The sequence below is a fragment of the Lutispora sp. QWL-02 genome, assembly GCF_058315355.1.
Genome location: NZ_CM177762.1, coordinates 3,607,540 through 3,626,020 on the forward strand (window position 1 = coordinate 3,607,540; position 18,481 = coordinate 3,626,020).

Here is an 18,481-nt window from a genome sequence, read left to right on the forward strand (position 1 = left end):
TCTAATATGTTCTTTTTAAAAAATATGATAGTATATGAAGTATTGAACTTAATTTTAAACGATACGTACAGCAAAATTTATTTAGGCGGGTGGACATGCTATGGAAAAAATAAAAAAAATACCTTTATCAGCAATCATAATAATGGCAGTTGTATCTTTGTCAAATTTATTCGGTTTTTATGTTGCAGGAATTTCAGTTTGTATCGGAGTAGTATTTTTCTTTGTCACTAAGTTCATTGAAAAACAGCCTTTTAGAGACAGCGGTCTTGATATGGAACAAATTGGAGCTAATTTTAAAGACAGGAAAATTTGGTTTTGGGTTGCCCTTCCATTAATTATGGATGCAGTAAGCATTTTAATCTCAAAATTATTTCTACCAGAGTATATAGATCATGTAGTCTCAAGGACTGGGATTTTCGTATCCTTTGATAAATCCATATTATTAGTATTTCAACTTGCATTTCTTGCTTTAGGAGAAGAAATTGCCTGGCGTGCATTCTTTCAAAAGCAGTTAAGCAAAGCCCTTCCAATGATGCCTGTTCTTCTCATTTCGTCAGTATTATTTGCACTTGGTCATCTTAGAGAAGGAAATGCTCTAATTGTTGCATATGATATTTTCTTTGTATTTATAAACAGTATTTTGTATGGAATTATATTTTACAAATCAAATAATGCCTGGGTTAGCGGAATATCACATTTTATTGCCAATTTATTTAGCGTTATCGTTCTAATATTCCTTTAATACCGTACACAGCTTGCTTTTTATAGAGTCCTAAGCCTCATTGATTATATATGCAACACACAGTTCAATGAGGTTGGGGTTTTATACCCTCGTGTGTATTTCAAATCTACATCAATGCTTCAATGAGTTTTACTGATTTTTTATCCAGCAAGCCTCCGGTTATTGCTTTAAATATATAATCATCAATATCGTCATGTTTTTCATATTTTTTTATCATGATCAATACTTCAATAATATCTTTCAATATAAGCTTCCTCATTGTTTCCTTTATGCTATCGATTTCTAGCTTCATAAGCCTGTCTGCTATTTTGCCAAGCAAATGTTTTTTATATGGAATTATCTTTGCTAAGGATTGAATGGATTGACGAACTGTAATAGGTTTTTCGTCATTCAGTAGAGCTAAATAGTCATCAATGATCTCATCCATTTTGTTCAGCTTGTCCCATCTGGCATTCTCGGCTATTAGCATGAGTCCTATGCTTCTTTGATACGAGTTGCTGCTTTTCATTTTTTCACGAAATTTTTCCCAAAACGTATAAACATCATCATATAAAGCCGAGCGATACTGCAGCAGTAAAAATGCTTTATACCTGATATCATCATCCTTTTCTCCAAGAAGCTCCACAAGTATCGGTAATTCTTCTTCATGCAGTGTTTTTGATGCCTCGCCCAAGGCTGCTTTGTCCATTGATAGAAGTTGGTCAATAGTAGACATATTATCCCTCCAATAACTATTAGTCTATACTATACCGTTCATATGTATTAACCATATTATACCATAGAAAAAGAGATAGGAGATTTCTTCCTGCCTCTTAACAAAAAATTTATCTTGATATCTGCGCTTTGCCACGATATCATATATTTTTTCCCAGCATCTTTACTTCTGCTAAAAGCTTATAATCCTCCAGACCTGCAGAATCTGTAATTTGAAACATCATCCACTTGCCTGTCTTCATATAATCTCCCGCTTTTCTATACATTTCAGCAATTTCAGGACTTAATCTTGAAACTACAGATTCCATCAGTGGTTCAAGTTTATAGCTTATAACTATAAAAACTGAGAAAGAGCCTTCTTCAGGATACAATGTACCGAAGGATACCCCGCTTTTTTGCAGCTTTATATTCCAGCCGGGTTTTCCTGAGCAAACGCTGTAAGTCAGCTTGGGCTTCACCTTATATGCTGCATCCATATGCTCCAAAAGTGACTGCCATAATTGCTTTGCTTCACCGCCGATATATTCTGCTATTTCATCCATCGTCGGTTGATTGCCTGAGGGGAAAATATCTTTCCATTCCATCTTCAAACACCTTCTTATCAAATATTTAATATTGCTGAGAAAAAAAGTATTGCATAAATTCTGCCGGCCTGCGATTTATACTAAAGGAAGACAAAGAAAAAGAAGTCTATAGGGAGTATCTGCTATATGGTCCCATCTGTCCTATTCTCTATTTTCACTTCAGATATGTTTTCTGCTTTATTACTTCTAAACATATTCTTAAAATCCAATTCGGCAATTAAAACGCTGAGCATCAAGATCGCTGCACCTGCGTATCCCCTGGGAGCAAGCATTTCTCCTAGAAACATATAGGCCAGTACGGCAGAAAAGACCGGCTCCAGTGATAGGATAAGCCCTGTATGCGTGGCACTTGTATACTGCTGTGCCGCTGACTGTACAATATAGCCTATGGCAGTACAAAACACGCTCAGCATTAGAACAGAAAACCATGACAAAGCTGTGTCCGGGAGCTTCATATTTTCAGTAAATAAGGAAATAACCATACTGAAAATACCCGCAAATCCGAGCTGCAGAGCACCCAGAGCGATAGAATCGACTTTTTTGGTAAAAACTCCTATAATGATCACATGTATAGAGCAAAACACGGCGCATAAAATACAGAGCAAATCCCCGATATTTATTTTGAATTGTGCGTCCAGTGTGAGCAAAGCAATACCTATCAGCGCCAGGAATACTCCAACTGCGGCACTTTTTTCAATCTTTTGCTTTAAGAACACAAAGGAGATAATGGGTATCAAAACCACGGACAGGCTTATTAAAAAGCCTGCGTTGGAAGCAGTGGTATATTTTAAGCCGAATGTCATAGATATAAACATACCAAGCAAAATAAGCCCAAGTATAAAAGCATACTTTATTGTTTTTTTATCCGCTCCCAAAATCTGTTTATGAAACACCGCTGCAGCTATGACAAAGGCGATCATAAATCGTATTGCCGTCAGATTGAAGGGCTCAAGCCCCCCAAGTCCCAGCTTTGTAAGCATATAAGATGCTCCCCAGAAAACAGTGATCATGAGCAGCATCAGGTCCGCCTTGATTTGCTTGGTCATAAATTCCGCCTCCCAACAAAATCAAAAGCCATAGGCAATACATATGCCTATGGCTTTATTATTAGACAAATTAAAGTTCAAATCAACTACTTATGCATAGCTATAGGCCGCACAAAATATTTCATTGGATATAGCTAATATTTTCATCTTGACGACCTCCCGCTACAAACATTTCCATAAATTATTATATACCTTTCAGATAATTAAAACAATAGCAAATAGTTTTAAAATGGCTTTATCCGCTTAGGGCAAGGAATACAGAAATGCATTAATATCTGCAATAACCTGATTTGCTGTTGGGCTTCTGAGTATCAGATGTCCTCCTTTATTATAGAGTTTTATTTTTTTATTCTCTGAGGGTAAATTGTTATAAATGTAATCAACACTTCTTATTCTAACAGTGTCATCATCTTCAGCCTGCATAATAAGAAAAGGGCAATGGATCTTATTTATTTTTGGCTTTGTCTGCGCCAGCAATAATTGAAAGTTATACATTGCTGCTATAGGCGACTTCATGCCTGCATAAAAATATCTATTAAAATTATTTAGGCTCTTACTCTTGATATCTTCTATGAGATTATTCAGCACTATTTTAAAATTCCAATAGTATATGGGTGTATTAATGGTTATTACAGCTTTAACCTGATGCTTGCATGCAAGATTTACTGCTATTAGTCCTCCCATGGAAAAGCCTATAAGCACTATCTCATCAGAGCTTTCTTTAAGCTTTAGGAGCTCTTGCTCTGCTGAGTCTATCCAATCCTTATATGTTGCATTTTTCATATCCCGTCTTTTCCCTGTATGTCCTTTTAGCATGGGACATGCGACTTCACAATTTTTTTCAATCAGATGGTCTGTAAAAGGTTCAACCTCATATTTGCTGCCCCCGAAGCCATGAATCACAAGGTATCCTATCCTGTTATGCTGCATGTCCTTCCTCCGCGATAACAACATTTACATGATATCGGAAAATCCAAATTGTCTTGTATTAGGATTCCCCTTTAGGAATAAAATATGCCATGTGCTTAGAACAACACCCTTGAGTATGCTTGATATGCTTATAGCCCACCATACTCCATCAAGGCCTAAAAAGGTTGATGAAAGTATCAGAGCACCGGGAATTCTAAGTGCATTAAATAATATTCCTACGATGGATGGCGGAAGTGTCTTTCCATGACCTATGAAAGCTCCCGCCGTTGTTATCTCAATACACATGAATAATTGGGAAAGGCCCAGTATTTTCAGATAAACAATCCCATACCTTATAGCTTCTTCTTCAGGAATAAAAACAGAGAATACAGGCCCGGCACCGAAAATTAAAAGGCATGTAGCAAATATGCCTATTACGGATACTATGGCCAGCCCGCTGAAGTAGCCTTTAAATACCCTGTCCCACTTTTTGGCCCCATAATTTTGTCCTATAAATGCACTCATGGCAGATTGAAACCCTCCGGCAGTCATCCAGGATATGGATTCTATTTGTGAGCCTACCTTTTGCACTGCTATCGGTATTGGACCCCACTGGGCAATTATCCTAGCAGTTATCATGGCAAATATGGTAAAAAGTCCGCTTTGGAGCGCAACAGGAAATCCGAGCCTGACAATAGTCTTTATATGTTCTATATCAGGTTTTTTAAATAAATCAAGGCCTGAAAAAAGCTCCCGTCTTTTTCTTGCTTCCCTAATGAATACAAGAGTTACGGTAACTTGAGCTATTACAGTTGCTATTCCGGCACCTGCAGCCTCAAGCCTTGGGAAAGGCCCTATACCCAATATAAGCAGCGGATCCAGGACCATGTTCATTACGAGGCCTATAACATTTATATTAAAAGGAGTTTTGCTGTCTCCATATCCATTGAATATGGCGGTAAAAACCGGATTAATGGTATAAAATACCATGCCCATTGATATGATGACCAGGTATGTAACAGCATCATTCACTATTTTTGCTTCTCCCAGCTTATAGAATCCTATCAGGGGCTTCCTGAATATTATGAGCAAGGAGCCATATAGAATTGCAAGGAAAATGATCATCTGTATGCTGTGCTTTATATACTTCTTGGCCCCATCTGCATCCCGTCTTCCTATGGACTGGGATACACCAACCTCTGCGCCTATTTTCGGAATAAGTATTATTGCCATTGCCAGCCAGGTGAAAAAGCCTGCAGTTCCCACTGCGGCGACTGCCTTAGCACCGACTCTGCCCATCCATATCATGTCTGTCATATTGTAGGCCATTTGAACGAATGAAGTCCCTATGATAGGCATTGCAAGCTTGATAAGCGCTTTAAAAATACTTCCCTCTGTCAAGTTTATTGCTTTAGTCATTTTATCCCCCTAAGCTTTATTGATATATTTTCTATACTTTAACCCACCTTTCAGTGAAGCATTTTTCTATAAACTCCTTCTTATTTAAGTATTCTCTTAGAATGTCTCTGGTATATTCAGGGTTATATCTCTCATTTCTATTATTCGCCAGGCTGGTATACCCGGTGCCTCGCTGGAGATAATCCGAGGTCGATACCTTATATATCTTTTCATCCTCAAGCTCACCGCTTTCAAGCTTTACCCTCAATACTTCCTTGCCATCATGCTCGACTACCGCATGTGAGAGATGAAGCCTCCCTAGATACCTGCCCCTGAAGCCTGAGCCTTTCCCGTCCTGCAAGCATACATCAGCCTGTAGAGATTGCTTCAATGCTTCTTTTATGTATTTACCCTTGATTTCCATATAGGTTGGATTTAGTGGAGAGGGGCTAATTTCAAGGAGCTTTTTATTTGAAACTACACCCTTCATTATGCCGCTGCTTATTATACCGCTGTTAATTATGCTAAGATCGCAAGGTATTACATCAGCCAATGCATCTGCCAACAAATTGGTCAGAGGGTTTTCCTCAACAACATCATGCCATATATGACGGTCTACTTCATAAAGGGGCCTGCTCAGAGCTTCGATCGCTATGTCCTTTTGCCTGGAAAGCTCATCGGCAATCCCGCTGTCCATGGGCATATCTTCAACCTTTATATTTTCTTCACGGAAGCTTACGATCTTTCCATCCTTAACTTCGATATCCAGTACGCCCAGATGCTCTCCATAGCTGCCTGATTGGTGAATTATCGTGTTGTTTATTACTTTGGCTTGGTCCATAAGGATATGGCTGTGGCCTCCTATTATTATATCAACGCCATCTAATTGCCCGGCCAGCTCCGTATCCTCTCTCATCCCCGAGTGGCTGAGAAGTATGCAAATATCAAATTTGCCTTTGTTCTCTTCAAGCTCCCGTCTGATTTCCTCCACATGGTCGGCGGCATGCATGTTAAGCAATGAAAAGAATTCATTATAGCTTGGAGTTGTCCCGATAATGAGGAATCTGATACCGCCTTTGTCAGCAATAATGCTCCTATTCAAGCCTCGGACCGGACTCATATCATTTCTGTACAGATTACAGGAAATGAAAGGGATCAATCCAGTAGATGCCATGGTTTCAAGAACCTCCAGACCTGCAAACCCTTCGTTGTTTCCCACTGCTACAGCATCATAGCCGGCGATGCTCAGCAGGCTGCAGCCTGCCCTTCCGCTTGTCCCCTGAAGCTCCATCCTCATAAAATCATTAAAGTCTCCTGCGTCTAGTATCAAAGTATTATCATTTTTCAGTTCTCTTATTTTGCTTGTTATTTTCCCAAATCCTTCAAACCTGCTGTGAATGTCGTTTGTATGCAATATTCTGATATTCATTTCCAGCCTCCTTCGCTTGGTAAATAGGTTTATGCCTATCCGAATTGTCATAAATCCGATCAAACATATATGATTGATCCCTTATCGGAAATAATCGATTATATACTGGCAGAACTGGCGTGCAGCTTTAGAAAGATAATGGCCCTCCAAATAGGACAGGCTGATGGTCCTTCTGCATTCAGGATTGCTTATATGAAGCAGCTTAGGAAGAGGAACGGAGTATTCCCTTTTATGAGGTGAAGGCATGAAAGCAACACCTAAACCTGCATTTACCAAATTGATCAAGGTTGATGCGACCTCTCCTTCAAATACTATATTGGGAGTAAAACCGGCTTCTTTGCAAAAGCCGTCCATTATATCCCTAAAGCCATAGCCCTGCTTGGTGCTGATGAACGGCTCGCCGGCTGCATCCCTCAGATCGATGCTTTCATGCTTTGCCAATCTGTGATTCCTGGGTACGGCAAGAAAAATTTCTTCAGTGAGCAATGGAATGCTCACTATCCCCGGACCTTCAACTGAGGGTGATGATATGCATAGATCCAAAATACCTTCTTCCATCTGGTTTTTCATTTCCAGCGTGGTTGCAACAATTTGCTTAAAGCTTACATTGGGATATATGGACAAAAATCCTTCCAGCACCCTTGGCAGCAGCAGAGTGCTGGTCCACGCCAAAGAAATTCTGCCCTGTTCAAGGCCTGACATGTCTGCCAGCTCCTGCCTTCCGTTTTCAAGCTCCAAAAATATTTTGCCGACCCGCTTTAAGAATACCCTACCGAAAGAGTTTAGCCTTATGTTCCTGCCTTGCCTGTCAAATAGCTCTACTCCCAGCTCTGCTTCCAGCCTGCTTATAGCTTTGCTCAAAGAGGGCTGGGCGATATGCAGCTCTTCTGCTGCCCGAGTTATGTGCTCATGCTTAGCCACTACCTCAAAATATTTCAATTGCGAAAGCTCCATCGGTTTTCACCTCTCTTGGGATATATTATATATTATCTATAACCTAAAAGGAATATATTTATAACATATAATATATTTGAAGTTATAAATTATCAAGGTTAAAATTAGAATGTCAATTAAAGGATTTGCATGAAAGAAGGTTATATATTTGTTGCAAGTTTTCTCCAAAGACCATAAGTCTCATCCGGATTACGGCAAAATGCGCCGAAAAGCCATATCCATAACCTGGCCTGCTTTCATAGAGCTTGTTATGACCAGCCTTTTCGGCATGGTTGACATGATCATGGTAGGGCAATTAAGCCCGGCAGCTATAGCCTCAGTAGGTCTTACCAATCAGCCTTTTTTTCTCCTGCTGGCGATATTTGCAGCCGTCAATGTAGGGACATCAACTCTCATAGCCTGGAATATCGGTGCGAGAAAACCCGATGAAGCCTGTAACGTTACCCGTCAAGTATTGATATTGAATACCGTTTTGGGAATATTCGTTACTGTTATCGGAATTTATTTTGCTCCCAATATTGTAACGTTCATGGGGGCCAATTCAGATACATTCCGCGATGCAACCTTATATTTTAAAATTGTTGCTGCCGGATTAGCTTTCCAGGCCGTAAATATGGGGGTTACGGCAGCTCTTCGCGGGGCGGGACAAACAAAGCTTCCTATGCTCTATAACGCTGGAAGCAATCTTTTGAACGTTTTCGGCAACTATGTGCTCATATTCGGAAAATTCGGGTTCCCTGAATGGGGGGTGGCAGGGGCTGCAGTATCAACCACCGCAGCAAGATTAATAGCTTGCCTGGCAGGGCTGTACATCATTTTCTTCACTGAACGGTCTTACATATCGCTTTCAATAATAGGTGATTATAGAATAAACACAGGTATTGTAAAACAGATATTTTCTATAGGTATACCTGCTGCCTTGGAACAATTTGTGCTGCAAAGCGGCCTGATGGTGTTTGCCCGCACAGTATCCAGCCTGGGCACCAGCGGGTTTGCAGCGCACCAGATAGGCATAAATATAAGCGCTCTTACTTTTTCGCCAAGCCAAGCCTTTGGTATCGCTGCCACCACTTTGGTAGGCCAGAGCCTCGGTGCCGGTGATGAAAGAAAAGCAAAAGAATTTGCAGATATGATACATCACATGGCGATGCTGGCCGCCTTATTTATGGGGGTTGTATTCCTGCTCTTTTCTCACCAGCTGGCAGGCCTTTATACCGAAGATCTGGCAGTAGCGGCTATGGCAGGTACCGTGCTGAAGATACTTGCTTTAGCTCAGCCCGGCCAATCGACTCAATTGGCAATATCAGGGGCGCTGAGAGGAGCCGGGGACACCCTATATCCCTTATACGCATGTATTTTCGGTATTTGGATCTTCCGCGTATTCACAGCTTATATATTCGTCGGCATATTTCATTGGGGCCTCATAGGAGCCTGGATAGCCCTGGTGCTGGATCAGTCTGCCCGTGCTCTTATAGTATATCTGAGATACCGCTCCGGCAAATGGAAATATGTAAAATCAAAAATTAACAAGGTTGAGGATGCGGAAGCTTATTAGAAGATCATTACGTGAGATATTCCAGTACGAAAAAGTAATGAAACAAACTGCCCAGCATAACAAATATATGGAATATTTCATGAAATCCAAAGATATTGTTCTTACTTAAAGGCCACTTTGCTCCATATATAACAGCTCCTATGGTGTAGGATACACCTCCGGCAACAAGCAGCCATATTCCTCCTGAAGGTATAATTTTCATCAAAGGGATGATGGCTATAATGACCAGCCAGCCCATGATCAAATAGAAAGAGGTGTATATCCATCTGGGAGCATTAAACCATACCAGCTTCAGCACTATCCCCACCAGGGCTAAAGACCATATCCCGATCAGAAGTCCAAGGCCCAGCTTCCCCTTTAGCCCGATTAGGCAAAGAGGAGTATATGTGCCGGCTATTAAAACATAGATCATCATGTGATCTATTCTCCTCAGCACTCCAATAGCTTTTTTTGAAACGGTCAGCAAATGGTACAATGAGCTGGCCGTATATAGCAGTATAAGACTGGCGCCGAATATGGAAACAGAAGCTATATCTGCCGGAGTACCTGTGCTTACAGCAAAAGCAATAAGGAAAACCGTTCCTACAACGGATAATACAGCACCGGCGAAATGGGTCAACCCGCTCACCGGTTCTCTAAGCTTGCATCTCATCAATAATCAATCCTTCTTTCTAAATAATTATATTTTTTCTTTGTTGTGTATTTAGTTTTACCACGCTATGTAGTTTTGATTACTATGTGTTATAATTATAATAACTCATTGAAATATTTTATTCAATAGTATAAGAAAGTATATTATATATTTTTTTAGTATAGTATTATGATATTGAATACTGCTTATTATGAGAAAGGCGTTGATTTAGGCAATGAATAGAGAAGAATTGGATAAAATCATAGAATACATAGCTTCATCCGGCGACATACAGCTTTCCGATATACCCTGTATTGATTTGTATGTGGATCAGGTGACCACTCTCTTCGATGACAAGCTGGCAGATACTAAAAGGCAGGCTTCCGATAAAATCCTGACAAAAACCATGATAAACAACTATACAAAAGCAAAGGCTGTTATGCCTCCCAAGAACAAAAAATACGGCAGGAATCATATAATACTTCTATCCCTTATATATAATTTAAAGCAGATCCTGTCCATAAATGATATAAAGATTCTCCTCACTCCATTATTGGGCGGCATAAACCCTTCAAAAGGCAATGAAAGATTTGATTTAGACGAGTTATATTCAAATTACCTGGAAATAAAAAGAGAAGATTTAAATAATCTTCCCAAACAATTTAATGATATGCTCAATCACATTGCCGATAAATCGGCTGTATTAAGTTCAAGCAGTAATGGCAAGGCAGAGCTGATGCTTTTGGTACTGACATTGGCAAATCAGGCAGCTACAAGCAAAAGGCTTGCGGAAATGATAATAGATGAGTTTTTAAAGTCCGACCTTTAAACCTGAATCTTTTATCATTTTTATGTCATCTGCAATCTTGTTTCCTGAGGTAGTTAGATAATTGCCTGTGATAGTGGCATTCGCACCTGCTTTAAAGCAGTGCTTTCCATAATCCGCTATCAGGTTTCTTCCCCCTGCCAGCCTGATACAGGCTTTTGGATTTATAAATCTGTAGATTGCTATAGTTTTCAATATTTCATCCTGAGACAATCTTTCTGAGCTTTCAAGGGGAGTTCCTTTTATGGGGTTTAAAACATTGATGGGAATGGAGTCTATGCCGAGAGCTTTAAGCTCAAAAGCAAGCTTTATCCTATCCTCCAAGCGCTCTCCCATGCCGATGATTCCGCCGGAGCATACCTTGAGTCCGGCATTTTGTGCATTTCTTATTGTTTCGATCCTTTCATCATAGGAATGGGTTGTACATATCCTGCTGTAATATTCCCTGCTTGTCTCCAGATTGTGATGATAGGTCTCAACCCCGGCTCTTTTAAGAAGCAGCAGCTGCTCATGGGTCAAGATTCCATGAGAGGCGCATAGGCTTATTTTTACATGCTCCTTAATATATCCATATATATTTAATGTCTCTTTAAAATCTTCACCCGCCAAATCCCTTCCGCTGGTAACCAATGAAAACCTTCCTACTCCGCAGCTTTCATTTTCCAGCGCAATAGCTAATGCCTTATCCTTGTAAACCAGACCGTATTCCTCCACCTCTGTGTGGTAGTGAGCGGATTGGGCGCAGTACTTGCAATCCTCGCTGCATCTTCCTGATTTGGCATTCATTATGGAGCATAAATCTACCTTATTCCCTTTATATCTTTCTCTGATCCTGTTTGCTGCATGGTACAGTTTCTCAAGCTCGTCAGGCTTGCTGAGCCTTCCAAGAATATAGGCTTCATCAAAATCCACGGCCCCGCCTTCACTGATTTTTCTTTCCAGTCTCAAAGCAATATCTCTCATTTTCTCCTCCTGCATATCCCCGATTTTGTATTTTTAAACTTATAATTAAAACTTTGAACATACAGTCAAGTATATACTATAAAAACGCAATTGTAAACCACGCCCCTTATAATAAGTTAACATTATTTCTGCCTTTTCGTTAAAAAAGTGATTGATACATCTTACATTATCAATGTATCAATCACCTAATCTTCTAAGCTCATCAAGAAATATTCTGCCTTTTTGTGTGATCCTGGTGCCTTGCTTTGTGCTTCCCACATTTATATAGTCTAGTCCGTCTAATTCTTTCAATACCTTTCTTAATGCATTATCGGTGGTATTTATACCCTTGCATAAAAGCTTTTCCAGCAAATATGACCGGCTGGCCCTCACATAGGAGTCATCAGCTATTTCCAATTCCTCCAATATTCCAGTCAATACCCCTATAGGACAGAGCTTTTCAAGGCTCTCAACGATGTCCTCCATGCCATTGTTATTTGTTTCGTGCCTTTCTATGCTGCCGCAGACATCCACAGGAAGATCATCCGCATCTATTATTTCTCCGTCTACAATCTCGACTACATAATGTATCAAATTTTCCAGTTCTCTGACATTGCCGGGCCAATCATGGTTATTTAGCTTCTCTATTGCTTCTTTTGTAAATTTCTTCTTCGCATTCAGGTTCTTCATATAGTAATTTATTATATATGGTATATCCTCTTTTCTGTCTCTCAAGGGAGGTACTTTTATGGTTATGGTATTCAAGCGATAGTAAAGATCCTGCCTGAACTGATTTAATTCTATCATTTCCTTCAAATCCCTGTTGGTAGCTGCAATGATCCTTACATCAACAGGTATTGGGCTCACTCCGCCCACTCTCAATACCTCTTTTTCCTGAATTACGCGAAGCAGTCTTGCCTGAAGGCTCAAAGGAGCATCACCTATCTCATCAAGAAATATAGTACCCAAATGAGCTAATTCAAAGAGCCCGCGCTTGCCGCCTTTTTTGGCTCCGGTAAAAGCTCCCTCTTCATACCCGAACAATTCGCTTTCTATAAGACTTTCCGGCAAAGCAGCAAAGTTTACCGCTACAAAGGGTCCTGTCCTCCTTGAAGAATTTCTGTGTATAGCCTGAGCAAAAAGCTCCTTGCCTGTACCGTTCTCACCCAGAAGGAGGGCGGATAGATCTGTCTTAGCAACCTTTCTTGTCATATCGGTCACTGTCCTGATGCTTTTACTGGAGCCTATGATATCGGAAAAATCATATTTGGCCACATTGCCTTTATTGACCAGCTTCTTCCTTATTTCCTTTTCCTTGTCTTGTATCTCAGAGACGTAATTTAAGCTTACTACGATACCGGTAAGCTTATTATTATTGCTCAGGTAGTTTTTATTTATCATTACATCTCTTCTGTTTATGCTGAATACGTCGTTTTCCTTTTCATCAAAGCTATTTATGAAATTTATTATATTTCCATTATTTATAAACTCAGCGATATTGTCTCCTACATTGATTTTATTGCATGTTTCAAAATATCTTTCGACTCTGTTATTCTTAAATATTATATTTCCTTCCATATCCAGTGCCATTATGCCGTCGGAAGAGGCATCCAGAACCGCAACAAGCGTGGACTTCAAATCGCTTATTTTTCTGTTAAGGGCTATAAATTCCTTCATATATCTCAAGGTAAACAGATTTATTTTTTCTAAAGGCAAGCCCAGGTTTACGATAACCTCCATAACCGTAGATATGTCTATCACCTTTAATCCAAGATCGATTATTCTGCTTATTCCCTTAGGCACATAATGTGCAGCTCCTGCAGTTATAGCAAGGTCAACAGTATTAATATCCAAATCATCCAGGTCTGTCCCCGGGCAATAAGGTATATATTCAATGTGATTTAAACCGATCTCTTTAAGCAAATCCACAGTTTCCTTGGCTGCATAGAAGTAATTGCTCACCACAAGCGCCTTACTGCCTGCATCTATATTAAACACTTTATGAACTTCTAAGGTATTGATATTGCGTATTACAGTTATTACTTTAGCATTCAACGGAGCCTTTCTCTTCACCGCATCATATATGGCGGAACTGGCAGCCATAATAAGATCAAATCCGAGGAAAAGCTCCTGAGCATCTTCCAGACTCAAAATCACTATTTCTATTTCGTCATGAAATATGCTTTCAAGCTGATTTTTAAACCCTATTCCTATTTTTCCATCTGCAGCGACTACGGCGATTCTATATTTAACCATTGGGAACACTCCAGTGCCATGTTTTTTAACTTCTATTATACATTTTATCAGCTATTAAGTCTATTTTTATAATGAGACATCCATAATTATCTGCCTGCATTCCCTAAGAGCATGAAGCACTCTGTTTCTGGCCCTTATAAGCTGAGTGACCAAAAATTTCTGATCCATATTGCTCATGCCGTTGAGCATCAGAACAGGAGCCAGATCCGGTATAGGCGGCATCATTGCCGCGGGATCATGTCTAAATTCCTGTCTGCTGGTATAATTGATCCTGATGAGCTTCCTCACGATCCTGAGGATGGTATTGCAGATCATATCGCTTTTTTGACTGTCATCCCGATATTTGCCGACTTTATCATAGAATTCCTCAACCAACAGCTCCAGGTTTTCCAGCTCATCGAAAACAATTTGAAAGTCAAAGCTGTCACCTGCTGCTGTCTGGTATTCATGAAGGTAGACTTTCATAGACTCCAGAAGTTTTTTGATATTTACGGGAAGCAAAGACCCATTGAGCATTTTATATATTCCCGCTAAATAAAGCTTTGTATCTCTGAGAAAAATTTTTTCATCCACGATGCTCATATCATCGTTTTCTGTATGCCACTCTATATTCCCGCCGCATCCGTATACCTCGTAGTAACCCAGCTTCTCCATCTTTTCTCTGCTTATGGTAGAGCTGAGCATGAAGAATGAGGAAATACCTATGTTATTAAAGGAATAATCACCCGCACGGTGAGGCCTTGTCCATTTCGGTTCTATGCCCGTCACGCTCACAACTATTTCTCTGCAAAAATCATCCATGTCTTCAGTCCACATGATCCCGTCATAGGTGCTTGCATTGACACACCCGGTGGATTCGCAATTTACTTGTGCAATGCAGTTGTCGTGAAATTCCATTGCAAATTGATCCGCAAACCAGGTGGACCCTGCATACCTGCCTGTAGAATGTCCGGGCCACCATGCTATCCAAACGCTTTTTTTCAGTTTGCTCCGGTTATTTTGAAGCACTCTGGCTATTTCAAGCATGGTCGCATTTCCCAAAGCATTATCTCCTATGCCTTTATGCCATGAATCCATGTGCCCGTGCAGCAATAGGAATTTTTCCGGGCTTTCACAGCCGAGTATCTTGGTCAAAACCAGCGGGCACTTCTTCCAGCCGTCGTCCAGCAGGGTCCTCAGTGCCGCCCTGACCTTGTTCTCTTTTAAACTCTCTATAAGCCTTTTGCCGTCAGGTTTATTGACAGACACCACAGGTATCCTGTTTATATTTGCCAAGTCTTCATATCCGGGACTTCCCCATACTGAGGTGCATATTCCTTCGTGAATCCTTTCTCCTGACTGAACAAAGATGGCTGCAACGCCTTTATTGCTTATTATGTCATTCACCTTATCCGGAGAAGGTATTCCATCGCATATGACGATCTTACCCTTGGGATCGCTCTCAAACCGGAGCTTGTACTCAAACTCGTCGGTGGCATAAGGCGGCCGGTAGCTGAATGCATAGATCAGCTCTCCGTCCACCCATTTGTCGCCGGTAGACATTGAATAGGAGGGAGTCTTTACATTGATTTCCTCATTTTGCCCGATTATTTTCAATTCAGCTTTTACCGGAGTGCTCAGGTATATTTCCGGCCATAAGATTTCATAGTCCATGCCGAAGCCGGCCAATCTCTCCCCTATATAGTAAGCAGCCTTTCTTTCGTCTTCGCTGCCCGATTGCCGTATGAGATTATTAAATTTATACAAAAGCATCTTCGGCTCTTCAAAGCTGATTTCTTCGAGAATCGATTTTTCTTCTAAAGTCAGCATATAATCCCTCCTACACAAAGTCTTATCCTTGTAACACTAGCAATAGTTATCAACTATATATAAACGTGAAAAAGATTTTACAGCAATAATGTTATCCGTCAGCATAACAGCTATATAGAATATTTAATGCGTTGTATATAGTACAACGAGTTGATTATGTCCGATTATATCCAGGTATCCTTCAGTGCTCTGATGATATTTCCGCCTAACACTTTTTCTATATCCTTGTCGGAATAATTGTGCTTAACAAGCCATCTTACAATGTTTATGGATGCCTCTGTCGGGTTCTCCAGACCCCTCACATATTCCACCTCGCTGAATTCTGCCGAGCCTTCATGGGAGCTTCTTATCGATAAATTAGAAGCAAATGCATGATGCAGTCCTACATGATCCCCGTATAGAGTATCCGGGCCAAAGGCGACATGGTCTATCCCCACCAGATCCTTTATATATTCAAAATGCTCCATAAAGGAATCGATGGAATGTTCCGGATTATTCACCGTAAGAGTTGTATGGGGTGCAGCTTCTATACCTATGACACCGCCCTTGTCAGCGCAAGCCTTAAGGACATGATCAGGCTTCAGCCTCCTGCTGTTCCAAATTGCTCTTGCACCGCAATGGGACAGGAATACGGGCTTAGTGCTCACTTCGATTACATCCATGGTAGTATTGTCTCCCACATGTGAGCAATCTATTGCCATACCTACCTTGTTCATCCTCTCCACAACCTTATATCCTAAGGCTGTGAGACCTCCGTCATTCTTTTCCTTCAAGCCGGAGCCCAATGAATTGGCTTCGCTATATGTTATTCCCATCATCCTTATGCCAAAGCCATATAGTATCTCTACACGCTCGACCTCATTTTCCAGAATTGCGGCACCTTCCACGGTGGGAACCAGAGCTACCTTTCCTTCCCTATGTGCCCTTACCATATCATCCACCTTCTCACAGCGGATCACAAAATCCTGATGGGCCAGATCGCAAAGCCTCATCCCCAGATCATGAAGCACATCATTCCATTTCCAGCCGTTTTTTGAGGATATTGTGCATGTTCCATCCATCAGGTTGTCAAAGACAACGTCAAGGTATGATTTTGATAATGCTTCATAAGCTGCTGCTTGTCTTCCCTCTCTATTATACTCGAATATCTGTCCCAAATCCTCCGGAAAAAATACAGGATGCTCATGCAATGATATGAAAATATACTTTTCAGCGATTTCCGCAGCACGTTTTTCCTGCTCCGCATTAAGGGGCAGATAGTATTCAGGCACTCTTCCCACACCCTTCGGAAACTTGAAGGCCTTGTAATCTTTGCCCTTCTCCAAGTATTGATATGCTTCATAACCGTCATATTTCTTATTAATTCCCATTGTTAGAACCTCCTAAACACTTTTTAATCATGAAATATAGTTTAACTCCAAGCCTGCTTTAAAACCCTTATAACGTTTTTACCCAGTACCTTGCCTATCTCCTCATCGGAGTAGCCATGCTTCACTAGCCATCTCACGATGTTCTGCGATGCTTCGGCAGGATTCTCCAGGCCTTTTACATACTCAATCCTGTCAATGCTGCGGCCTGCGGTATTTTCGGCTATAGACATATTGCTGCTGAAAAGGTCATGCAAGCCCACATGGTCGCCGAATAAAGCATCAGGACCAAAGGCAACATAGTCTATACCCACCAGATCCTTTATATATTCAAAGTGCTCCATGTAGGAATCTATATCATGCCTCGGATGTTTTCTTGTGATCGTCGTATGAGGAGCCGCCTCAATGCCTATGACTCCGCCTTTATCCGCGCAGGCCCTAAAAACATCATCCGGCTTCAATCTCTTCATATCCCATAATGCTCTCGCTCCTATATGGCTTATGAATATGGGCTTGCTGCTCGCTTTTATAGTATCCATAGCAGTCTTATCCCCGGTGTGGGATACATCGATAGCCATCCCCACCTTGTTCATGCGTTCCACTGCTTGGCGTCCGAAGGCCGTGAGGCCGCCGTCATTCTTTTCCTTTAGGCCGGAGCCCAAGGAGTTTGATTCACTATATGCTATTCCCATCATCCTGGCGCCGAGACCGTATAATATCTCTATCCTGTCCAGCTCATTTTCAATCATTGTAGCGCTTTCAAGGGAAATGAACCATGCAATCTTCCCCTCAGCTTTAGCCTTATAGATATCATCTATATTGCTGCCCTTGATCAAGAAATCCTGATGGGCTATATCGCAGGATCTCATGCCCATATCATGTATTACATCAATCCACTTCCATCCGGCTTTAGAGCCTATGACGCAGGTGCCGTCCATCATATTGTCAAAAATCGCATCAAGGCAAGAGTGTGCTAAACCTTCAAAAGCCGTAGCTTCTCTGCCTTCTCTCTCATAACTCATCAGTTCATTCACGTCTTCAGGTATGATGGTAGGATGATCATGAAGAGATATGACTATATTATTGTTAATGATAGCCTCTGCTCTCTTTTCTTCCTCATCCGTCAACGGAATCAAATACGGCTCCACTCTATCGATCTCTTTCGATAGCTTGAACCCCTTATAATCTAAATCCTTCTCCAGGTATTGATATGACCTGTAGCCCTTATATCCTTTTTTCATACTTATGCCTCCTGTAATGCCGCTTAAAAATTGATCACAACTTAGGAGCGAAGGATATGAACGGATTATATCTGGCTC

Annotated in this window: 16 protein-coding genes; 3 read left to right on the top strand and 13 right to left on the bottom strand. The window is 40.9% G+C overall.

Annotated features, from left to right (window positions below):
- Positions 1 to 100 precede the first annotated feature (100 nt).
- Positions 101 to 742 carry a CPBP family intramembrane glutamic endopeptidase gene (locus tag AC4HCY_RS17125; protein WP_491094726.1) on the top strand — a complete coding sequence of 214 codons (642 nt, stop codon included), beginning with the start codon at positions 101 to 103 and terminating at the stop codon, positions 740 to 742.
- Between the two features lie 106 nt (positions 743 to 848).
- Here the strand turns inward: AC4HCY_RS17125 and AC4HCY_RS17130 are convergent, their stop codons facing one another.
- The 7 genes from AC4HCY_RS17130 to AC4HCY_RS17160 all read right to left on the bottom strand — a co-directional run bounded on the left by AC4HCY_RS17130 (position 849) and on the right by AC4HCY_RS17160 (position 7,776).
- Positions 849 to 1,457, bottom strand: coding sequence for a hypothetical protein (locus tag AC4HCY_RS17130; protein WP_491094727.1), 609 nt, complete (start codon positions 1,455 to 1,457; stop codon positions 849 to 851).
- A gap of 139 nt (positions 1,458 to 1,596) precedes the next feature.
- A complete protein-coding gene (locus AC4HCY_RS17135) occupies positions 1,597 to 2,040 on the bottom strand; it encodes a DUF3788 domain-containing protein (RefSeq protein WP_491094728.1) in 444 nt (147 codons plus the stop codon).
- Positions 2,041 to 2,162: 122 nt separating this feature from the next.
- Positions 2,163 to 3,086, bottom strand: coding sequence for a DMT family transporter (locus AC4HCY_RS17140; protein ID WP_491094729.1), 924 nt, complete (start codon positions 3,084 to 3,086; stop codon positions 2,163 to 2,165).
- A 243-nt stretch (positions 3,087 to 3,329) separates the two neighbouring features.
- Complete coding sequence (locus AC4HCY_RS17145) at positions 3,330 to 4,016, bottom strand: alpha/beta hydrolase (RefSeq protein ID WP_323432186.1); 687 nt, start codon at positions 4,014 to 4,016, stop codon at positions 3,330 to 3,332.
- Positions 4,017 to 4,040: 24 nt separating this feature from the next.
- Positions 4,041 to 5,414 carry an MATE family efflux transporter gene (locus tag AC4HCY_RS17150; protein ID WP_323432187.1) on the bottom strand — a complete coding sequence of 458 codons (1,374 nt, stop codon included), beginning with the start codon at positions 5,412 to 5,414 and terminating at the stop codon, positions 4,041 to 4,043.
- 31 nt (positions 5,415 to 5,445) lie between these two features.
- Positions 5,446 to 6,822, bottom strand: a complete 1,377-nt coding sequence (locus tag AC4HCY_RS17155; protein WP_323432188.1) for a bifunctional metallophosphatase/5'-nucleotidase — start codon at positions 6,820 to 6,822, stop codon at positions 5,446 to 5,448.
- An 81-nt stretch (positions 6,823 to 6,903) separates the two neighbouring features.
- Positions 6,904 to 7,776: a LysR family transcriptional regulator gene (locus AC4HCY_RS17160; RefSeq protein WP_442916695.1), complete on the bottom strand. Its 873-nt coding sequence runs from the start codon at positions 7,774 to 7,776 to the stop codon at positions 6,904 to 6,906.
- A gap of 148 nt (positions 7,777 to 7,924) precedes the next feature.
- On the opposite strand from AC4HCY_RS17160, the gene AC4HCY_RS17165 reads away from it, so the two are divergent.
- Positions 7,925 to 9,331 carry an MATE family efflux transporter gene (locus tag AC4HCY_RS17165; protein ID WP_323432190.1) on the top strand — a complete coding sequence of 469 codons (1,407 nt, stop codon included), beginning with the start codon at positions 7,925 to 7,927 and terminating at the stop codon, positions 9,329 to 9,331.
- A 7-nt stretch (positions 9,332 to 9,338) separates the two neighbouring features.
- Here AC4HCY_RS17165 and trhA read toward each other — a convergent pair whose 3' ends face one another.
- Positions 9,339 to 9,983 (bottom strand): PAQR family membrane homeostasis protein TrhA, encoded by a 645-nt coding sequence (gene trhA, locus AC4HCY_RS17170; protein WP_323432262.1) that lies wholly within the window; start codon positions 9,981 to 9,983, stop codon positions 9,339 to 9,341.
- Between the two features lie 214 nt (positions 9,984 to 10,197).
- Between trhA and AC4HCY_RS17175 the strand changes: the two genes are divergently transcribed.
- The gene (locus tag AC4HCY_RS17175; protein ID WP_323432191.1) at positions 10,198 to 10,791 is read left to right on the top strand and encodes a DUF1836 domain-containing protein; all 594 of its coding nucleotides are present in this window, start codon (positions 10,198 to 10,200) and stop codon (positions 10,789 to 10,791) included.
- Here AC4HCY_RS17175 and bioB read toward each other — a convergent pair.
- The 5 genes from bioB to AC4HCY_RS17200 form a co-directional block, all read right to left on the bottom strand.
- A complete protein-coding gene (gene bioB / locus AC4HCY_RS17180) occupies positions 10,774 to 11,751 on the bottom strand; it encodes a biotin synthase BioB (RefSeq protein ID WP_491094730.1) in 978 nt (325 codons plus the stop codon). The two genes, AC4HCY_RS17175 and bioB, sit on opposite strands and share 18 nt — an antisense overlap.
- A 177-nt stretch (positions 11,752 to 11,928) precedes the next feature.
- A complete protein-coding gene (locus AC4HCY_RS17185) occupies positions 11,929 to 13,986 on the bottom strand; it encodes a sigma-54 interaction domain-containing protein (RefSeq protein WP_323432193.1) in 2,058 nt (685 codons plus the stop codon).
- Between the two features lie 66 nt (positions 13,987 to 14,052).
- Complete coding sequence (locus AC4HCY_RS17190) at positions 14,053 to 15,795, bottom strand: M28 family peptidase (protein ID WP_491094731.1); 1,743 nt, start codon at positions 15,793 to 15,795, stop codon at positions 14,053 to 14,055.
- A gap of 164 nt (positions 15,796 to 15,959) precedes the next feature.
- Positions 15,960 to 17,165 (bottom strand): dipeptidase, encoded by a 1,206-nt coding sequence (locus tag AC4HCY_RS17195; protein WP_491094732.1) that lies wholly within the window; start codon positions 17,163 to 17,165, stop codon positions 15,960 to 15,962.
- Positions 17,166 to 17,206: 41 nt separating this feature from the next.
- On the bottom strand, positions 17,207 to 18,403 hold the full coding sequence (locus AC4HCY_RS17200; RefSeq protein WP_323432196.1) for a dipeptidase: 1,197 nt from the start codon (positions 18,401 to 18,403) through the stop codon (positions 17,207 to 17,209).
- Positions 18,404 to 18,481: the final 78 nt, after the last annotated feature.